Here is a 17,782-nt window from a genome sequence, read left to right as displayed (position 1 = left end):
TGTAATACTGTGTTACTGACATATATTGTGTATTGGAGGTTTATTATGTCTAAGAAAAGAAAACGGATTAAGATAGGCGAGTTTATAGTGGAAAAGATATTATTTCTATTCGCAGTAATCTCCATAATAACTACAGCGGCTATTGTAGTAAGTTTGTTAGGAGAAAGCATTAGTTTTTTTAGAGAAATTTCCATAGTAGAATTTTTCACTTCGACGGTTTGGACTCCCTTAATGGAACCACAAAATTTCGGGGTAATACCGTTATTAGTGGGAACTATGATTATTGCTATAGGCGCTAGTTTAGTGGCCATACCAATAGGATTAGGTACTTCAATTTATTTAAGTGAATACGCTCCAAAGAAAGTAAGAAAAATACTTAAACCAGTACTGGAGATATTAGCAGGTATACCCTCCATTGTCTATGGATTTTTTGCATTAACATATATTACTCCTTTGATAAAAGAGTTGTTTCCAAGTACTGAGGTATTTAATGCTGCCAGTGCCTGTATCGCTGTTGGGATAATGATAATACCAATGGTTTCATCTCTTAGTGAAGATGCCATGATGGCTGTACCAAACTCTATCAGAAATGGCGCCTATGCTTTAGGATCTACAAAGCTTGAGGTAGCAACGAAAATTGTTGTACCCGGTGCTTCTTCAGGTATAATAGCATCTTTTGTGCTAGCGATATCAAGAGCCATAGGTGAAACTATGATAGTTGCAATCGCAGCAGGTGCAAATCCTCAACTCACATTTAATCCCTTGAAAAGCATTCAAACCATGACAGCTTTTATTGTAAATATAAGTAAAGGAGATGTATCTCATGGCAGTATTGAGTTCAAAACTTTATATGCAGTAGGTACTACTCTGTTTGTTATAACATTCCTTCTTAATATCCTGGCTAAGTCCGTTATTAAGAAAAATGTGGAGGTAGCATAATGGATCAAAGAACATTAAAGAACATTAAATGGCGTAAACTTAAAAATAACATATTTAAAATGGTTTTCTTACTGTGCACACTCTTTGGAGTATTCTTTTTAGTGTTATTAATTAAACAGATATTATCAGCTGGTCTTAAAAACTTGAATTGGGAATTTTTAACCCGTTATGCCTCTATGAGGGCATCTAAGGCTGGACTATACCCTGCAATAGTAGGAAGCTTATGGTTAATTATACTAACTGCAGTAATTGCTTTGCCCATAGGTGTTGGCACAGCAATATATTTAGAAGAGTACGCAAAGAAGAATACCTTTAACAAAATTCTTCAGATTAACATATCAAATTTGGCAGGTATACCTTCTGTTATTTATGGATTATTGGGATTAACAGTATTTGTGAAATCATTTGGAATGGGAACAAGTATTTTGGCTGGAGCATTAACATTAGCATTACTCATTTTACCTGTAATAATTATTGCTTCACAAGAGGCAATTAAAAGCGTTCCAGATACTTTGAGGCAAGGATCCTTGGCTCTTGGTGTCACCAAATGGCAGACAGTTAAGGGAGTTGTTTTACCTTATTCACTTCCAGGAATATTGACTGGCAGTATTTTAGCAGTATCTCGAGCTTTAGGAGAAGCTGCACCATTAGTAGTAGTAGGCGCAGCAACATACATCACCTTTATACCTGATAGCATAAATAGTTCTTTTACTGCAATGCCGATTCAAATTTATGATTGGATATCTAGACCTGAGATGGAATTCCAAGATCTTGCATCAACTGGAATTATAGTACTAATGGCAGTATTACTAACGGCAAATACTATTGCTATTTTGTTTAGAAATAAGTATCAGAAAAGATTCGATTAAGGGATGGAGGAAATCTTATGTCACTGGGCATGAATGTGAAAAACTTAAACTTTTATTATGGAGCAAATAAAGTTTTAAAAGATATAAATATGGAAATTCGACCCAATAAAATTACTGCACTCATAGGACCTTCGGGATGCGGTAAATCCACCTTTCTAAGAACACTTAACAGGATGAATGACTTAATTCCAGATACCCGTACTGAAGGTGAAATATTTATGGAAGACAGGAATATTTTAAGCAAAGAGGAAGATGTAGTTGAATTAAGAAAAAAAGTTGGTATGGTTTTTCAAAAACCAAATCCTTTTCCCAAAAGTATTTATGAAAATGTAATTTATGGACCAAAGCGACATGGAATTAAGGATAAAAAAACTCTTGACGAGCTGGTAGAGAAAAGCTTAGAAGGCGCTGCCCTTTGGAAAGAAGTGAGAGATAAGCTGCATAAGTCAGCCTATGATTTATCAGGTGGACAACAACAGAGACTATGTATTGCAAGGGTTCTTGCTGTTAAACCTCAAATCATCTTGATGGATGAGCCCACCTCAGCCTTAGACCCACTATCTACTCTTAAGATAGAAGAGCTGATGGAGGAATTAAAGAAAAAGTACACGGTGGTTACTGTTACTCATAATATGCAGCAGGCTGGTAGAGTTGCAGATTATACAGCATTTTTCTTAAATGGTAACTTGGTAGAAATGAATTTAACAGAAAATATTTTTTATAATCCAAAGGATAAGAGAACAGAAGACTATATTTCAGGAAGATTCGGCTAATTTTAGAGCACTAAGTTATGGAGGCGCGAGATATGAGTATTATAGAAGTTAACAATTTAAACTTATACTATGGTAATAGCCATGCTCTAAAAAGTATTGGGATAAATATAGAGAAGAATGCTGTTACTGCATTGATAGGACCTTCAGGTTGTGGGAAGTCAACCTTTCTAAGAACTTTGAACAGAATGAATGATCTTATTGAGAATGTAAAGATCAGTGGAGAGGTGTTTTACGAGTCAAGAGATATCTATAAGCAATATGATATAATGGAGTTAAGAAAAAAGATTGGAATGGTATTTCAGAAACCTAATCCTTTTCCTATGTCTATATACGACAACATAGCATATGGACCAAGAATTCATGGAATCAGGCAAAAAAGTGTACTTGATGAAATAGTAGAGAAGAGCTTAAAGGGTTCTGCTTTATGGGATGAGGTAAAAGACAGATTAAGAGATAGTGCTTATGGACTTTCAGGTGGACAACAGCAAAGATTATGTATATCTAGAGTCCTGGCGGTAGAACCGGAAGTATTGCTTATGGATGAACCTACATCAGCCTTAGATCCCATAGCTACCAGCAAGATTGAAGAATTAATGGATTCATTAAAGGAAAAATATACAGTGGTAATTGTAACTCACAATATGCAGCAGGCCGGTAGAATTTCTGACTATACAGCTTTCTTCTTAAATGGAGAAATTATTGAGTTTGGGAAAACACAGGATGTATTCTATAAGCCTAGAGATAAAAGGACAGAAGATTATATTACAGGAAGATTTGGCTAATAAAAGGCGTTCCTTAATTTAGATGAGAGGTGATTAATATGACAAGGGTAGGATTTGATGCAAATCTTCAAATGTTACACAATGAAATTGCGAGAATGGGAGGTATCGTTGAAAAGCAAATACATCAATGTATTGAAGCTTTAGTTAAGCAGGATGAGACTTTAGCAGATACTGTTATCGCCAATGATGACTTAGTGGATAATCTTCAAAAGGATATAGAAGATAAATCCATAAAGTTAATAGCCATGCAGCAACCTTTAGCAACAGATTTAAGAAACATCTTTACTTCAATAAAGGTAGCAACGGATCTAGAAAGAATGGCTGACCATGCTGTGGATATCGCAAAAATTGCAAAAAGGCTAAAGAACGAAGAGTATATTAAGGAATTGGTTGATATTCCTAGAATGGCTGAAATAGTACAAAAGCTAATTAGAGAAGCTTTAAATTCATATGTTGAGGCTAATTTAAAGAAGGCCTATGAAGCATGTAAGATAGACGATGGAATTGATGCTATATATAAGGAGGTTTTCACGGAACTATTAGCTTATATGACAAAGGAAGCAAAAAATATTAACCAAGCTGCACAATTTTTGTTTGTTTGCAAGTACTTAGAGAGAGTGGCAGATCACGCTACAAATATATGTGAATCTACCATATATCTGGTAACCGGGGAACAGAAGGATTTAAATGATTAAAGAGTAGTTGAATATGTAAACTGGCTGTAGCATTAGAGATTAAAAATAACTAATGCTCAGCCTTATTTTTATAAGATAAAGACAATGTAAGAGTAATCAGCTGACATAGTATACTCTGTCTGGTGTGTCATTATAAGAAATAATGAGATATTTAAAGATATATTTAGAAATATTGATGTAATTTTTGCAGAAATAGTTTTCCTAAACAAATTAAATTTTAAAACATGATAATATAAGTAAGTCGCCGACAGGAAGCGACAAATTATTAAATGAACACATATTAAGACATGCAAAAAAGGCTTGTTAACAATATGAAGTTCAGATGATAATATAATGAAACATCGATTTTGAAGTAATATGAGTACAGGGTAAGACAAAACTCAAATATTACCAAGAAAAAAGATGTTGACACTGCGAAATAATCGTGGTAATATGAACAAGCTGTCAGACGACAGCGAAATAATAACAAGTTGGTCTTTGAAAATTGAACAGAGGTTAAATGATAATTTCTTTACAGAATAAATCATGGTCAGCGATTTCTTTGACAGACTAAAGTCTGAAAAACAAATTTAGCGATAAGCTAGAGTTCAAACTTTTAAATTGAGAGTTTGATCCTGGCTCAGGACGAACGCTGGCGGCGTGCCTAACACATGCAAGTCGAGCGGGGGACTTCGGTCCCCAGCGGCGGACGGGTGAGTAACACGTGGGTAACCTGCCTCATAGAGGGGGATAGCCTCCCGAAAGGGAGATTAATACCGCATAATAAGCAGCTATCGCATGATGGCAACTTTAAAGGAGCAATCCGCTATGAGATGGGCCCGCGGCGCATTAGCTAGTTGGTGAGGTAACGGCTCACCAAGGCCACGATGCGTAGCCGACCTGAGAGGGTGATCGGCCACATTGGAACTGAGACACGGTCCAGACTCCTACGGGAGGCAGCAGTGGGGAATATTGCACAATGGGCGAAAGCCTGATGCAGCAACGCCGCGTGGAGGATGAAGGCCTTCGGGTTGTAAACTCTTGTCTTCTGGGACGATAATGACGGTACCAGAGGAGGAAGCCACGGCTAACTACGTGCCAGCAGCCGCGGTAATACGTAGGTGGCGAGCGTTGTCCGGATTTACTGGGCGTAAAGGATGCGTAGGCGGATATTTAAGTGAGATGTGAAATACCCGGGCTTAACTTGGGTGCTGCATTTCAAACTGGATATCTAGAGTGCGGGAGAGGAAAGTGGAATTCCTAGTGTAGCGGTGAAATGCGTAGAGATTAGGAAGAACACCAGTGGCGAAGGCGACTTTCTGGACCGTAACTGACGCTGAGGCATGAAAGCGTGGGGAGCAAACAGGATTAGATACCCTGGTAGTCCACGCCGTAAACGATGAATACTAGGTGTAGGAGGGTCCAACCTTCTGTGCCGCCGTTAACACATTAAGTATTCCGCCTGGGGAGTACGGTCGCAAGATTAAAACTCAAAGGAATTGACGGGGGCCCGCACAAGCAGCGGAGCATGTGGTTTAATTCGAAGCAACGCGAAGAACCTTACCTAGACTTGACATCTCCTGAATTACCGGTAATGCGGGAAGCCCTTCGGGGCAGGAAGACAGGTGGTGCATGGTTGTCGTCAGCTCGTGTCGTGAGATGTTGGGTTAAGTCCCGCAACGAGCGCAACCCTTATTGTTAGTTGCTACCATTAAGTTGAGCACTCTAGCAAGACTGCCGGGGTTAACTCGGAGGAAGGTGGGGATGACGTCAAATCATCATGCCCCTTATGTCTAGGGCTACACACGTGCTACAATGGCGAGTACAACGAGAGGCAAAGCCGCGAGGCGGAGCAAAACTATAAAACTCGTCCCAGTTCGGATTGCAGGCTGAAACTCGCCTGCATGAAGCCGGAGTTGCTAGTAATCGCGAATCAGCATGTCGCGGTGAATACGTTCCCGGGCCTTGTACACACCGCCCGTCACACCATGAGAGTTGGCAATACCCGAAGTCCGTAGTCTAACCGCAAGGAGGACGCGGCCGAAGGTAGGGTCAGCGATTGGGGTGAAGTCGTAACAAGGTAGCCGTAGGAGAACCTGCGGCTGGATCACCTCCTTTCTATGGAGAACCTGCTCTAAAGATATCCAAGAGATACTTAGAGCGTATGTCTGACCAATCTCTGTTCAATTTTGAAAGACTAACGTCTTTCAGGTGGAAGAAATTACAGGTTGACGCCAACGCGTCAGCGGTGTAAAATAGTATTCCGTTGTTCTTTGAAAATTGCACATAAGAAATTAAGCAGATATCCAACTACAGCTAATAATTTAAACATGCCTGAAAACCCGTTGAAGATTCGGGATTTTCAAACAAGTTTAAATCAAGTTTCCGTAGGATATCTGGAGTAAAGCTAAGAATAATATCAATTATTGTTCTTTATAACAAAGTTGTACAGCTGAATGGACTCGCCATTCACTGACAACGAGTCTCAGGAGAAGCAGGCAGTAATGCGTCGCTTATCGTGAGACGATGTAAGGTCAAGTTATAAAGGGCGCATGGTGAATGCCTTGGCATCAGGAGCCGAAGAAGGACGTGATAAGCTGCGATAAGCTTCGGGTAGGCGCAAATAGCCTGTGATCCGGAGATCTCCGAATGAGGAAACTCACATGGGTAACCCCATGTATCCTTAAGTGAATCCATAGCTTAAGGAAGGTAAACCCAGGGAACTGAAACATCTAAGTACCTGGAGGAAGAGAAAGAAAAATCGATTCCGTCAGTAGCGGCGAGCGAAAGCGGAAGAGCCCAAACCAGAAACTTGTTTCTGGGGTTGCGGACAGATCATAACTCACTGAGATGGTTAACTGAATATTTCTGGAAAGTTAAGCCGCAGAGTGTAACAGCCACGTAAGTGAAAGCTGTCAAAGTGAAGATCTGATCCAGAGTACCACGAGACACGTGAAACCTTGTGGGAAGCAGGGAGGACCACCTCCCAAGGCTAAATACTACCTGATGACCGATAGCGAAGGAGTACCGTGAGGGAAAGGTGAAAAGAACCCCGGGAGGGGAGTGAAATAGAACCTGAAACCGTGTGCCTACAACCGGTCAAAGCACTATATTCTGGGCGGGACTCACCTTCAGGTGTGTCCCCCGTCCTTAATCAGTGTGATGACGTGCTTTTTGTAGAACGATCCAGCGAGTTACGGCATGTAGCAAGGTTAAGTACTTAAGGTACGGAGCCGAAGGGAAACCGAGTCTGAACAGGGCGGATAGTTGCATGCTGTAGACCCGAAACCGGGTGACCTATCCATGGACAGGGTGAAGCGGAAGTAAAATTCCGTGGAGGCCCGAACCACGTTGGTGTTGAAAAACCATGGGATGAGCTGTGGATAGCGGAGAAATTCCAATCGAACCCGGAGATAGCTGGTTCTCCTCGAAATAGCTTTAGGGCTAGCGTCGGATAATTGAGTAATGGAGGTAGAGCACTGAATGGGCTAGGGGGCATTGCGCTTACTGAACCCTATCAAACTCCGAATGCCATATACTTGTATACCGGCAGTCAGACTGCGAGTGATAAGATCCGTAGTCAAAAGGGAAAAAGCCCAGACCGTCAGCTAAGGTCCCTAAGTGTAAGTTAAGTGGAAAAGGATGTGGGATTTCTAAGACAACTAGGATGTTGGCTTAGAAGCAGCCACTCATTTAAAGAGTGCGTAATAGCTCACTAGTCGAGAGATCCTGCGCCGAAGATGTCCGGGGCTCAAACTTACCACCGAAGCTACGGGTTGACGCTTGCGCGTCAGCGGTAGAGGAGCATCCTGTACGGGCTGAAGTCATACCGAAAGGAGTGGTGGACTGTACAGGAGAGAGAATGCTGGAATAAGTAGCGAGAAAAGAGTGAGAATCTCTTTGGTCGAAAACCTAAGGTTTCCTGGGGAAGGCTCGTCCTCCCAGGGTTAGTCGGGACCTAAGCCGAGGCCGAGAGGCGTAGGCGATGGACAATCGGTTGATATTCCGATACCACTATGACGCGTTATTACCGATGGGGTGACGCAGGAGGATAGGATGTGCCCACTATTGGATGTGGGTCTAAGCATCTAGGCAGAACAGATAGGCAAATCCGTCTGTTCAATGCTGAGGTGTGATGGGGAGCGAAATTTAGTAGCGAAGTATCTGATTCCACGCTGCCAAGAAAAGCCTCTAGGGAGTGAAGTAGTGCCCGTACCGCAAACCGACACAGGTAGGTGAGGAGAGAATCCTAAGACCAGCGGAAGAATTGCAGTTAAGGAACTCGGCAAATTGACCCCGTAACTTCGGGAGAAGGGGTGCCTACGCGAGTAGGCCGCAGAGAATAGGCCCAAGCAACTGTTTAGCAAAAACACAGGTCTCTGCTAAAGCGTAAGCTGATGTATAGGGGCTGACGCCTGCCCGGTGCTGGAAGGTTAAGGGGATTGCTTAGCGCAAGCGAAGGCATGAACTTAAGCCCCAGTAAACGGCGGCCGTAACTATAACGGTCCTAAGGTAGCGAAATTCCTTGTCGGGTAAGTTCCGACCCGCACGAATGGCGTAATGATTTGGGCACTGTCTCAACTGCAAATCCGGCGAAATTGTAGTGCAAGTGAAGATGCTTGCTACCCGCGATTGGACGGAAAGACCCCGTAGAGCTTTACTGTAGCTTAGCATTGAGTTTCGGTATTATCTGTACAGGATAGGTGGGAGACTTGGAAGCAAGGGCGTCAGCCTTTGTGGAGTCGACCTTGGGATACCACCCTGATGATACTGAGATTCTAACCGGACACCATGAAGCTGGTGACGGGACATTGTTAGGTGGGCAGTTTGACTGGGGCGGTCGCCTCCTAAAAAGTAACGGAGGCGCTCAAAGGTTCCCTCAGAACGGTTGGAAATCGTTCGTAGAGTGTAAAGGCAGAAGGGAGCCTGACTGCGACACCCACAAGTGGAGCAGGGACGAAAGTCGGACTTAGTGATCCGGTGGTACCTCGTGGGAGGGCCATCGCTCAACGGATAAAAGCTACCTCGGGGATAACAGGCTGATCTCCCCCAAGAGTCCACATCGACGGGGAGGTTTGGCACCTCGATGTCGGCTCGTCGCATCCTGGGGCTGAAGTAGGTCCCAAGGGTTGGGCTGTTCGCCCATTAAAGCGGCACGCGAGCTGGGTTCAGAACGTCGTGAGACAGTTCGGTCCCTATCCGTCGCGGGCGTAGGAAATTTGAGAGGAGCTGTCCTTAGTACGAGAGGACCGGGATGGACTGACCTCTGGTGTACCAGTTGTTCTGCCAGGAGCACCGCTGGGTAGCTATGTCGGGACGGGATAAACGCTGAAAGCATCTAAGCGTGAAGCCCACCTCAAGATAAGATTTCCCATGACGTAAGTCAGTAAGACCCCTTGAAGAACACAAGGTTGATAGGCTAGAGGTGTAAGCACAGCAATGTGTGCAGCTGACTAGTACTAATAGGTCGAGGACTTGACCTAAAACACATTCTTATGTGCAATTTTCAGAGAACAAACTTCTCTGATATCTGGTGATGATAGCGTGAGAGTTACACCCGTTCCCATTCCGAACACGATGGTTAAGACTCACAGCGCCGATGGTACTGCTCGGGAGACTGAGTGGAAGAGTAGGACGTTGCCAGGTTACGAAAAGCATCAAGCGTAAGCTTGATGCTTTTTTGTGTCCTAAAAATAAGCTGTAGAGGTGCATAGATAGAGTATAATTTAATTGATGTAATATCTGTATTTGTAAAATTATGCTATTTACCGGCGGGTATTAAGAAGATAAAATCATCATAGATTCTTTCCTGAAAGTTCAAGTAATCTTTTCTATCGTCCATTAGAACAAGACCGTGACCAATTTCTATACCTATGAATTGATCCAGATCAGGGTGGTTCTCTAAACCTATTTCTCCTGCAACAGGGATGCTCATTAAGTAATTACAAGGTTGTGAAATTTACATAATTTCAATTACTATATAATCAAAAAATTAAAAAAATTACCCTATAAATGCATACCCTGGCATGGTATAATGTCTTTATTATAGTCCAAGTGGAGGTGCGGTTATGAAGAATAAATTTAGAAATATATTTTATGCAGCAGCAGGTATTGTACTTCTAGGGGTACTCTCTGGCTGCAGCAGTAAAAGGCCGGAAGAAGTAAGAGAGACGCCTGCAATAAAAGGTGAAGAGAAGGCAGCTAATACTAAAAGGAGTTTTAGCAATATAACTCCGGAAGAGGCTAAAAAGAGATTGGACAGCGAAGACGGGATTATACTGCTGGATGTCAGAACAAAACAAGAGTATGACAGTGGACATATAGAGGACGCTCTTCTAATTCCGGTAGATGTGCTGCAAGTTGAGGCGGAGGATTCGTTGAAGGATAAAAATGCACACATTTTTATTTACTGCAGAAGCGGCAACAGAAGTGTTACAGCGGCTAATATACTTTTCAGGAATCTTATCTGACCAAGGCATAAGATTCTCTAAGCTTTCGCTACCTTCTATATCTATCTTCAATAGATTATCAAATAGATAAACTAAATACCTTTCTACAACTAATTTATTAGCCTTGGCAGTTTCAATAATGCTGTAAATATTAGAACTATGTGTGGCACCTTTAGCAGTATTAGCAAAAAGGAAGTTCTTACGGGCGATAACGAAAGGTTTAACAGCTCTTTCCCCTGCATTATTGTCTACCTCTAAAGAACCATCTAGCAGTACATTCTTTTAAAGTTATCTATAATTGGAGCTAATTTTTCAGCTCTTATTTTAAATCTAATATCATAATAAATCATCCTTACTTGAATAAGCTTCTCTAAGCTCTTTTTCAAGTTTATAAATTTGCTCACAATAATTAAACCCGTTTATCAATGAGAAGACATGATATTTAGGTGCTTAATCTTTGACGCTTACGTTTAAACAGAATTTGCGGATCTGCAGTACTGCTTCAAGTGTTCCACTTATAAGTCTCTAACCATAGAGTTTAACAGTACTATGCCTTAGTACAAGTCAAAAAATATTGACAGCATCGTACTTTTCTTATTCTTTAAAATTTTTGTTAAACTATTTTTACAATATAAAAGAAACTTATAACATAAAAAACCTACTCCACCCCCAATTGCATTAGCAATAATATCATCAATATCGAATGTACGCCAACTAGTAAATGTTAGGACCATTTCAATGACCTGAAATATCTCTATACAGATAGATAAAAAAAGACTAGTTAGTATTATTTTTTTTATATTATACTTTTTTTCATATATTAAGGGAAAGAACAGTCCCATGGGTATAAAAAGAATAATATTATATCCAAAACTTTTGATTATTTCAGTTAACACAATTATTAACGCTTGATTTAAACTACGACCATTTTCACACAAGACTCTTAGTTTATCAATCCCGTTTGAAAAGAACTCGAAAGGGATAAGGTTGTACCTTATTCTATTAAAATCCAACTTAAACATGAAATTGATTGGTAATAGTGTAATTGCCAATACAAGCAATATATACATAAAAAACATAGTTTTTTTAATGATTAGACTATTAATTGTTTTCATTCTCATACTATCATCCTTTATAGAATTATTGTTCCTGTAAATATTAATTATTATAGGAAAATACTACAAGTTATCAACCTACACATGCTCACAATACTGAATGCTCAATGGCTTTTCAGCATGTATAATTTGATAGTAGGATTTGTTTCTATATACTAGAAAACACTAAAGTCTCCGGATTGATAGTAACCAGTTGCAAAATTAAATACTACATAGTAATCTTTGTTTGGTGTAACAGAAAAAGAAATACCTTGTGTTCCTCTATTAGTTTGTATGCTTTGTGTAGCGGTTCTATTTCCAGAACTATCTACTAGATAGATGAAAATATTAGCATGAGCATTAGACAATGGGTTCGTCCTATTTATTGCATCAGTCTGATTATCGTACATACCAAAATCGGCTTCTGCTGTTATGTAGCTTTTTGATGTACGAACCCATTTATCTGTATATAGATATCCTGTTGCCCATGTAATACTACCATTATATCTACCAAGTACGATGGTTTGTGCTGAAGAGGATGGCGGTTTAGTCCCCATTGGTCTAATTCCTCCACCAGGCTCTGTTAGTAAGCTTGGTGTTTGAGTTGCTACTCCTGTACCTTCACCAGAAATTGAACTTAGACTGATGATTTCGGTTTGTAGGGTTGGATCGTTTTGTTCTGCAAGAACCGAGGTTGTGACCATACAAGTCACAATTAGTGTTATGCCAAGCATAGTTTAGATTTTTTTCCTTAGTTTTCTCATTTTTAATACCTCCTGAAAATATAAAATATTGTATCATATATTATTTTATCATACAAAAAGATAGAAAAATGTAATATTATGTAATCCTGTATTATTTTTATAATTGTACTATATATTCGGAGATTTCGAAAAAGTGATTATACATAGTTAGTATAAAGATGTTCTTGTACTTTTTCTCTCTTAGCATAGCTATTCTCGGAAATGTTAGTTGCGCTACTAAAAGTGATCAAATATTTATATAAAAATGAATAATACTGAATAGTTAAATATTAATTAAACTTTTTACAAACCAACTGTTAAAGTATCGTCAGTTACATTAAGTACCAATTACTTTTCAGTACATACCCAGGATTCCTGCTTAATGGATGGAAGCATATAAAAAAGTATTAGTCTTCTGCAAATTGTGGACTTCCTTTTTATATAGGAGATACCATTAAGGATAGAGAAGATTTATGAATTCAAACACAGGAAAGTATGAAAGATAGATTCAACATTGATGTAAGAATTTTTAGTGAAGTTACTTCAGTAAACTCCAAGGAGAAAAAGGTAACTGTTAAAAATAAAAACGGTGAAAGTTATGAAGAAAGCTATGACTTTCCTGTATTGTTTCCAGGTGCTTCTGCAATATCTTTAAACCTTATATTTAGCGAAGAAGGTAAAATCTTTGAAGCTCAGTCCGTGGAATAGTGGACCCGGTTACTCAGGTAAAATTAGGACAAAATTAACAAAGGAAAGTTCTTTGGTTACTAAGGAAGTGGAATCGTAAAAAACCTAGAAAGAAATTTTCTTTCTAGGCTTTTAATATATTTATAGAGATCCTCTTCTCATACCTCTTCCGGCACCATTTCCCCGGCCTAAACCATTACCGCCACAACCATTTCCCATTGATCTGGAATTTTGACCGGCAGTAGTGCATGCTTCTGCATTAGAAGCTAGTGAAGCTTTTAATGCATCCGCCTGGTCTTTGGTAATACTGCCGTTTTCTACAGCAGCATCAATGACCTTATGTTTTTCCACCAGTATAGCTTCCTTAAACTTATCTGCAGATATTCCTTTTGCTGCTGCTATTTCGTAAGGGGTCTTTCCTGCACTAGTTCCTTCAGTAATCTCTGCATCTGTAAGGCCTAAGCTTTTAAGAGCAGAATTCATAATTTCGTAGCCTCTCATACCGGTAATTCTTCCAAGTCCAAGTCTCTGCTGAATCACAGCCACCGGCGCAGCTTCCTTAACCTCTGTATTGCCTGCCGCAGCATAGGCTGTTACTCCTAAACCAATAGATAATGTAAGTGCTAATGCTGCAATCAAACCTTTCTTTTTCATAAAATCATTCCTCCTTAAATTTGGTATAGCTTAATAATAAAGCATGAATTTGATGAATCTATAGTCTAACTTTGATGAAATTGTAAAGAATTTTTGATATATTTAATCACAAATTCATCACAAATATATCAAAGTAATCACATAAAAGAAAACTAAAATGATATCATAAGAATATAAAGATACGTAGGGGGAGTTTTATATGAAGGGAAGAATTCTCATTGTAGATGATGAAAAGAAACTTGCAGATGTAATGAGCTTGTATCTAAAAAAAGAAGGCTATGAGGTTGAATGCGCTTATAATGGAGATGAAGGAGAAGAATTAATTAAATTAAATACCTATGACCTGGTTATTTTGGATATTATGATGCCTGAAAAGGATGGCTGGTCACTGTTGAGAAGTATTAAGTCAAAGAGTAACATACCGGTTATTCTTACCACTGCCAGAGCTGAGGAGGAAGACAGGATCTTTGGTTTTGAACTGGGGGCCGATGATTATATGATTAAACCTGTCAGTCTCAGAGAACTTGTACTTAGGGTCAATTTGAGGATAAAAACCTCTTATAAAAAGGAAGAAAAGCTTACTCTCAATGGGCTGTCTATAGACGAAAGCAGGCGAGAGGTGATAGAAGAGGGGCGGGTTGTTGCGCTTACTCCCAAGGAGTTTGATCTCCTTCTTTTTCTATGTAAAAATCCTAATCATGTTTTTCAACGGGAGAAGCTTCTTGATAAGATTTGGGGGTATGATTTCATGGGAGACACAAGAACCGTTGATACGCACATTAAAAATTTAAGGGAAAAGCTTAATTACTGTAATAAAAATTTAAAAACTATATGGAGAGTAGGTTATAAGATGGAGGATAGTAATGGATAGAATTACAAAAAAACTATTTAAGTATTTTATTACTACTATTAGCGTTGTAATACTTATATCCCTGCTTCTAAGCAGTATCTTTCTTTCTAAGCTTTATATAAATTCACAGTACAATCAGCTAAGGGACAGCGCCTTAGAAATATATCAAAGTATTTCAGCAGGAAATTATCAAAATAACATGTCTATGGGACACTATGGAACCGGAGCTATATTAATAAGAGATGGAGAGGTAACATCTCTTGGCGGAAGCATGATGGGAATTATGCCTTTTTTAAGAATTATGGACTTTAAGGGTATGAAAGAACGGGGAAAGTATGCAAATCCATCGGGACAGGAATTTTTATATTACAGATTAACCACAGAATTTGGAGATATAGTACTGCTGCAAAGTAACAAGTATTCTGAGAGCTATCTGAATATAGTTTACATTGTTTTAATAGCAGTATTTTTTCTAGCCCTTTTAATCTCTCTTCCGTTGATATCATACTTTGGAAGGAAATTTACACGGCCCATATTAAAGCTGCAAAAGGCATCTTATGAAATTGCTAAGGGAAACTTTGAAGTAGATATACTGGTTCAAAGCAGAGATGAGATAGAAGAACTTTCAAAGAGCCTAAAAAATATGACCGACACCATAAAGAAAAATAATGAACTTCAGAGGGACTTTATAGCAAATGTATCTCATGATTTTAAAACACCCTTAAGTATTATAAGGAATTACAGTGAAGCAATTACTGATGGAATAATAGATGCAGAAGAAATAAAAGTGTATTCTAAGGAAATTATTCATGAAGTGGATAGGTTAAATAGCCTGGTAATGGATATTCTTCAGCTTTCAAAATTTCAGGGCGGTGCTGTTTACAATATGAAGAAGGAGTATTTTTCTGTTAAAGAATTAGTAGAAAGCTGCAGTGGTAAATTACAGTTATCTGCTCAGAATAAGAATATTCAGGTTTTGGCTTATTCTATAGATGCAGAGATATATGGAGATTATAAATATCTGTACAGAGTTTTATACAACTTTATTGATAATGCCATTAAATTTAGCAATGAAGGAGAGAAAGTGGAAGTCAAAGCTGTAGAATATGGGACAGGTGTTAAAGTACTGGTAAAAGATTATGGACCTGGAATTGATAAAAGTGAATTAGAAAGCGTGTGGACAAAGTATCATAAACATTCAAAAAGTGGTGGATTAGGTCTTGGGTTGGCTATCTGCAGTGAGATATTAAAAACTCATGGCTTTCAATATGGTGTTGAAAGCATCCCGGAAAAGGGCACTGAATTCTACTTTATAGTACCTCAAAGCAACTACAAATTATGTTGACAAAAGGTAGAGTTGACATTAACATAAGAATATAAGTAATTACTAATATCTGAAGGGATATACTAGTGATTTTAAAGCAGAATGGAGGATAAGCATTGGCAGATATAAAGCATATGTCAGAACTGCTAAAGGTTTTGGCAAATGAGAACAGATTGGCAATAGTATGCTATCTTTTAGAGAGGCCCATGACGGTAAGTGAACTCCATGAAAAGTTGGCACATGTGACCCAACCGGCATTATCACAGCATTTAGCAATGCTAAAAGCCAATAAAATATTAGATTTTAAAAAAAGCGGCTTATCAATTACGTATTTCATACAGGATAAGAGAATTGAGGATGTTATTAAAACCTTGAAAAGAAACTATTGTGAATAAAAAGACGACCTGTTCCTAAAAATATTTGTGAGCAGGTCTTTTTTTACGGTCATTTTGATAGGACATAGAATTTCTATTATTTAATTCATTGACAAAATAATAAGTCTGTTATACTATAAGTATATAAGTAATTGCTAATATACTAATGTTAAATTATATGAGGAGTGATAATATGTTTTCATTTTTCAGAAGTAATGTACGATCTGTAGATGTCAATGATATAGCCACAATTTTAGGTAAAATAAACCTAATAGATGTAAGAGAAAACTATGAGTATAAAGATGGGCACGTGCCAACTGCTATAAATATACCAATGGATGATATTATAGAAGCGCCGGAGAAGATACTGGATAAATCAAAGGAATACCATATCATCTGTCAGTCAGGAGCAAGAAGCTCAAGAGTGTGTGATGTTTTAAAAGATAAAGGTTTTAATGTAATAAATGTATCTGGTGGAACCGGAAGATACAGAGGCAACTTAGACAGATAAATGGCTTTAAAGATATCTATCATATGAAGGGCTTAAAGGTATTAGTAGAGTATATAAAATTATTAAGACAACAGGGGGATGCCCTGTTGTCTTAATATTGCAGCCGTGTGAGCATACATGATGCTATAACACATGTCGCTTCGAGAATACCTTGAAATGTCAGATGAAAAATATGGCGGGATGGAGCAGCTGGTAGCTCGTTGGCTCATAATCCAAAGGTCGTAGGTTCAAGTCCTGCTGCCTCAACCAAATTACTTTTTCTACTTATTATGTATAGAAAAGAACATACGATTTTAAATTATCTTATACCAATAATTAACAATAAAAAGTATGTTGACAGTTAATAAGTATCATGGTAGCATAAAATTCTATCGTTTCTAAAGCAATTAATGAATAAGATATAAAATTACTCAAAAATAATTTAGAAAAGATGTTGACATGATGAATAAATCATGTTAAACTGATTAAGCTGTCGAAAAACAGCAAAAATAAATCAAGTTGGTCTTTGAAAATTGAACAGAGAAAAAGATAATTCTTTACAGAATAAATCATGGTCAGCGATTTCTTTGACAGACGGAAGTCTGAAAAATAAATTTAGCGATAAGCTAGAGTTCAAACTTTTAAATTGAGAGTTTGATCCTGGCTCAGGACGAACGCTGGCGGCGTGCCTAACACATGCAAGTCGAGCGGGGGACTTCGGTCCCCAGCGGCGGACGGGTGAGTAACACGTGGGTAACCTGCCTCATAGAGGGGGATAGCCTCCCGAAAGGGAGATTAATACCGCATAATAAGCAGCCATCGCATGATGGCAACTTTAAAGGAGCAATCCGCTATGAGATGGGCCCGCGGCGCATTAGCTAGTTGGTGAGGTAACGGCTCACCAAGGCCACGATGCGTAGCCGACCTGAGAGGGTGATCGGCCACATTGGAACTGAGACACGGTCCAGACTCCTACGGGAGGCAGCAGTGGGGAATATTGCACAATGGGCGAAAGCCTGATGCAGCAACGCCGCGTGGAGGATGAAGGCCTTCGGGTTGTAAACTCTTGTCTTCTGGGAC

General features: G+C 39.1%; 15 protein-coding genes, 4 rRNA genes and 1 pseudogene (1 of these 20 cut by a window edge). 15 read left to right on the top strand and 5 right to left on the bottom strand.

Going from position 1 to position 17,782, the window contains the following annotated elements; genetic code table 11:
• Positions 1-45 precede the first annotated feature (45 nt).
• From pstC to rrf, 8 genes are all read left to right on the top strand, one after another.
• The gene (pstC, locus tag FHY60_RS12285; protein ID WP_139905321.1) at positions 46-939 is read left to right on the top strand and encodes a phosphate ABC transporter permease subunit PstC; all 894 of its coding nucleotides are present in this window, start codon (positions 46-48) and stop codon (positions 937-939) included.
• Positions 939-1,808, top strand: coding sequence for a phosphate ABC transporter permease PstA (pstA, locus tag FHY60_RS12280; protein ID WP_139905320.1), 870 nt, complete (start codon positions 939-941; stop codon positions 1,806-1,808). Before pstC ends, pstA begins: the two co-directional genes overlap by 1 nt.
• Positions 1,809-1,825: 17 nt before the next feature.
• Entirely contained in the window at positions 1,826-2,581 is a 756-nt protein-coding gene (pstB, locus tag FHY60_RS12275; protein WP_139905319.1) for a phosphate ABC transporter ATP-binding protein PstB, read from the top strand.
• Positions 2,582-2,613: 32 nt separating this feature from the next.
• Positions 2,614-3,363 (top strand): phosphate ABC transporter ATP-binding protein PstB, encoded by a 750-nt coding sequence (gene pstB / locus FHY60_RS12270; RefSeq protein WP_139905318.1) that lies wholly within the window; start codon positions 2,614-2,616, stop codon positions 3,361-3,363.
• 38 nt (positions 3,364-3,401) lie between these two features.
• Complete coding sequence (gene phoU / locus FHY60_RS12265) at positions 3,402-4,058, top strand: phosphate signaling complex protein PhoU (RefSeq protein ID WP_139905317.1); 657 nt, start codon at positions 3,402-3,404, stop codon at positions 4,056-4,058.
• A gap of 596 nt (positions 4,059-4,654) precedes the next feature.
• Positions 4,655-6,155 (top strand): 16S ribosomal RNA (locus FHY60_RS12260).
• 414 nt (positions 6,156-6,569) lie between these two features.
• Positions 6,570-9,520: ribosomal RNA gene (locus FHY60_RS12255) — 23S ribosomal RNA — on the top strand.
• 46 nt (positions 9,521-9,566) lie between these two features.
• Positions 9,567-9,683 (top strand): 5S ribosomal RNA (gene rrf / locus FHY60_RS12250).
• The 16S, 23S and 5S rRNA genes sit together here, the layout of an rRNA operon.
• 115 nt (positions 9,684-9,798) lie before the next feature.
• Here the strand turns inward: rrf and FHY60_RS17975 are convergent.
• Positions 9,799-9,972 carry a cupin domain-containing protein gene (locus FHY60_RS17975; RefSeq protein ID WP_163216164.1) on the bottom strand — a complete coding sequence of 58 codons (174 nt, stop codon included), beginning with the start codon at positions 9,970-9,972 and terminating at the stop codon, positions 9,799-9,801.
• Between the two features lie 133 nt (positions 9,973-10,105).
• Here FHY60_RS17975 and FHY60_RS12245 point away from each other — a divergent pair, with 133 nt between their 5' ends.
• Positions 10,106-10,507 (top strand): rhodanese-like domain-containing protein, encoded by a 402-nt coding sequence (locus FHY60_RS12245; RefSeq protein ID WP_139905316.1) that lies wholly within the window; start codon positions 10,106-10,108, stop codon positions 10,505-10,507.
• Between the two features lie 12 nt (positions 10,508-10,519).
• Here the strand turns inward: FHY60_RS12245 and FHY60_RS18330 are convergent.
• The 3 genes and pseudogenes from FHY60_RS18330 to FHY60_RS12230 all read right to left on the bottom strand — a co-directional run.
• Positions 10,520-10,759: pseudogene (locus FHY60_RS18330) on the bottom strand (IS66 family transposase); the annotation flags it as partial.
• A gap of 281 nt (positions 10,760-11,040) precedes the next feature.
• On the bottom strand, positions 11,041-11,556 hold the full coding sequence (locus FHY60_RS18750; RefSeq protein WP_423243593.1) for a VanZ family protein: 516 nt from the start codon (positions 11,554-11,556) through the stop codon (positions 11,041-11,043).
• 200 nt (positions 11,557-11,756) lie between these two features.
• A complete protein-coding gene (locus FHY60_RS12230) occupies positions 11,757-12,314 on the bottom strand; it encodes a hypothetical protein (protein ID WP_139905314.1) in 558 nt (185 codons plus the stop codon).
• Positions 12,315-12,818: 504 nt separating this feature from the next.
• Here FHY60_RS12230 and FHY60_RS12225 point away from each other — a divergent pair.
• Positions 12,819-13,031 carry a hypothetical protein gene (locus FHY60_RS12225; RefSeq protein ID WP_139905313.1) on the top strand — a complete coding sequence of 71 codons (213 nt, stop codon included), beginning with the start codon at positions 12,819-12,821 and terminating at the stop codon, positions 13,029-13,031.
• A gap of 120 nt (positions 13,032-13,151) precedes the next feature.
• Here FHY60_RS12225 and FHY60_RS12220 read toward each other — a convergent pair whose 3' ends face one another.
• A complete protein-coding gene (locus FHY60_RS12220; protein ID WP_139905312.1) occupies positions 13,152-13,664 on the bottom strand; it encodes a hypothetical protein in 513 nt (170 codons plus the stop codon).
• 199 nt (positions 13,665-13,863) lie between these two features.
• Between FHY60_RS12220 and FHY60_RS12215 the strand changes: the two genes are divergently transcribed.
• The 5 genes from FHY60_RS12215 to FHY60_RS12190 all read left to right on the top strand — a co-directional run.
• Entirely contained in the window at positions 13,864-14,535 is a 672-nt protein-coding gene (locus FHY60_RS12215; RefSeq protein ID WP_139905311.1) for a response regulator transcription factor, read from the top strand.
• Positions 14,528-15,859: a sensor histidine kinase gene (locus tag FHY60_RS12210; protein WP_139905310.1), complete on the top strand. Its 1,332-nt coding sequence runs from the start codon at positions 14,528-14,530 to the stop codon at positions 15,857-15,859. Before FHY60_RS12215 ends, FHY60_RS12210 begins: the two co-directional genes overlap by 8 nt.
• Positions 15,860-15,972: 113 nt before the next feature.
• Entirely contained in the window at positions 15,973-16,233 is a 261-nt protein-coding gene (locus FHY60_RS12205) for an ArsR/SmtB family transcription factor (protein WP_139906457.1), read from the top strand.
• Between the two features lie 172 nt (positions 16,234-16,405).
• Positions 16,406-16,723 (top strand): rhodanese-like domain-containing protein, encoded by a 318-nt coding sequence (locus FHY60_RS12200; RefSeq protein ID WP_139905309.1) that lies wholly within the window; start codon positions 16,406-16,408, stop codon positions 16,721-16,723.
• Positions 16,724-17,344: 621 nt separating this feature from the next.
• Positions 17,345-17,782, top strand: a 16S ribosomal RNA gene (locus tag FHY60_RS12190); it runs 1,063 nt beyond the window's last position.

This window comes from Clostridium thermarum (assembly GCF_006351925.1).
GTDB lineage: Bacteria > Bacillota > Clostridia > Clostridiales > Clostridiaceae > Clostridium_AU > Clostridium_AU thermarum.
Note: the sequence above shows the minus strand (reverse complement) of the source record. Positions and strands in the feature narration are given on the sequence as shown.

Bases quoted from the DNA above. Each gene is read 5' to 3' on its own strand.
- FHY60_RS12220 (WP_139905312.1), bottom strand. From the start codon at position 13,664: ATGAAAAAGAAAGGTTTGATTGCAGCATTAGCACTTACATTATCTATT.
- pstB (WP_139905318.1), top strand. From the start codon at position 2,614: ATGAGTATTATAGAAGTTAACAATTTAAACTTATACTATGGTAATAGC.
- FHY60_RS12200 (WP_139905309.1), top strand. From the start codon at position 16,406: ATGTTTTCATTTTTCAGAAGTAATGTACGATCTGTAGATGTCAATGAT.
- FHY60_RS18750 (WP_423243593.1), bottom strand. From the start codon at position 11,556: ATGTATATATTGCTTGTATTGGCAATTACACTATTACCAATCAATTTC.
- FHY60_RS12225 (WP_139905313.1), top strand. From the start codon at position 12,819: ATGAAAGATAGATTCAACATTGATGTAAGAATTTTTAGTGAAGTTACT.
- FHY60_RS17975 (WP_163216164.1), bottom strand. From the start codon at position 9,972: ATGAGCATCCCTGTTGCAGGAGAAATAGGTTTAGAGAACCACCCTGAT.
- FHY60_RS12230 (WP_139905314.1), bottom strand. From the start codon at position 12,314: ATGCTTGGCATAACACTAATTGTGACTTGTATGGTCACAACCTCGGTT.
- FHY60_RS12205 (WP_139906457.1), top strand. From the start codon at position 15,973: ATGTCAGAACTGCTAAAGGTTTTGGCAAATGAGAACAGATTGGCAATA.
- pstC (WP_139905321.1), top strand. From the start codon at position 46: ATGTCTAAGAAAAGAAAACGGATTAAGATAGGCGAGTTTATAGTGGAA.
- pstA (WP_139905320.1), top strand. From the start codon at position 939: ATGGATCAAAGAACATTAAAGAACATTAAATGGCGTAAACTTAAAAAT.
- pstB (WP_139905319.1), top strand. From the start codon at position 1,826: ATGTCACTGGGCATGAATGTGAAAAACTTAAACTTTTATTATGGAGCA.
- FHY60_RS12215 (WP_139905311.1), top strand. From the start codon at position 13,864: ATGAAGGGAAGAATTCTCATTGTAGATGATGAAAAGAAACTTGCAGAT.
- phoU (WP_139905317.1), top strand. From the start codon at position 3,402: ATGACAAGGGTAGGATTTGATGCAAATCTTCAAATGTTACACAATGAA.
- FHY60_RS12245 (WP_139905316.1), top strand. From the start codon at position 10,106: ATGAAGAATAAATTTAGAAATATATTTTATGCAGCAGCAGGTATTGTA.
- FHY60_RS12210 (WP_139905310.1), top strand. From the start codon at position 14,528: ATGGATAGAATTACAAAAAAACTATTTAAGTATTTTATTACTACTATT.